This window comes from Fervidicola ferrireducens (genome assembly GCF_001562425.1).
In the GTDB taxonomy this organism is placed as follows: Bacteria; Bacillota; Thermosediminibacteria; order Thermosediminibacterales; family Thermosediminibacteraceae; genus Fervidicola; species Fervidicola ferrireducens.
In genome coordinates, this window is sequence record NZ_LOED01000107.1 from 1 (window position 1) to 506 (window position 506).

2 protein-coding genes are annotated in these 506 nt (G+C 53.8%); one reads left to right on the forward strand and one right to left on the reverse strand.

The features are described from left to right. Positions 1-139 precede the first annotated feature (139 nt). Positions 140-280, reverse strand: a complete 141-nt coding sequence (locus tag AN618_RS13290) for a hypothetical protein (protein ID WP_157081773.1) — start codon at positions 278-280, stop codon at positions 140-142. 44 nt (positions 281-324) lie between these two features. Here AN618_RS13290 and AN618_RS12970 point away from each other — a divergent pair, with 44 nt between their 5' ends. Next, complete coding sequence (locus tag AN618_RS12970; protein ID WP_222926548.1) at positions 325-447, forward strand: zinc ribbon domain-containing protein; 123 nt, start codon at positions 325-327, stop codon at positions 445-447. The last annotated feature ends 59 nt before the right edge of the window (positions 448-506 follow it).

Sequence of the window (506 nt, forward strand, 5' to 3'; positions counted from 1 at the left end):
GCCTGTGAACTATTCGACCTCAACCGCGCTACACTCCAGTGCGCCATGCTCAAAGCACTCTCAGCTTATCGCTCATACCTTTCCCGTACAAAAAATGGCAAGAAATCCAGCATGCCCAAATTTGATTCTATTCAATACATCAGCTGCCGTCAGGCACATGGGCCATCAAGTTCCCCGTCTCCTCCGGCAGGAGCCAGATAGCAGTGCCCATTGCCACTTCCGAATACCATGCCAAAAGGCTCCAGGACCTGGCAGGAGGTTCCTGCCGACAAGGATCCATGGAGATATAGCCAACAACATCTTTTTTGACGGCCGCCAGGTCAGATGGCGCAAGGAAAGGTAGCCCAAGGCTGGTTTAAATGCATAAAATGTGGCTACCAATCTGATGCGGACAGGGTGGGGGCAATGAACATAGCCGCGAGAGGGCTCGATGCTCTTGGGGCATGACCCTGGGAGAAAGGGGAGCGTGACACCCCTTAAGGCCAAGGCGATGAACTGGGTAGACC

Excerpts from the sequence above, each read along its gene's own strand:
- AN618_RS12970 (WP_222926548.1), top strand. The coding sequence starts at position 325 with ATGGCGCAAGGAAAGGTAGCCCAAGGCTGGTTTAAATGCATAAAATGT.
- AN618_RS13290 (WP_157081773.1), bottom strand. The coding sequence starts at position 280 with ATGGATCCTTGTCGGCAGGAACCTCCTGCCAGGTCCTGGAGCCTTTTG.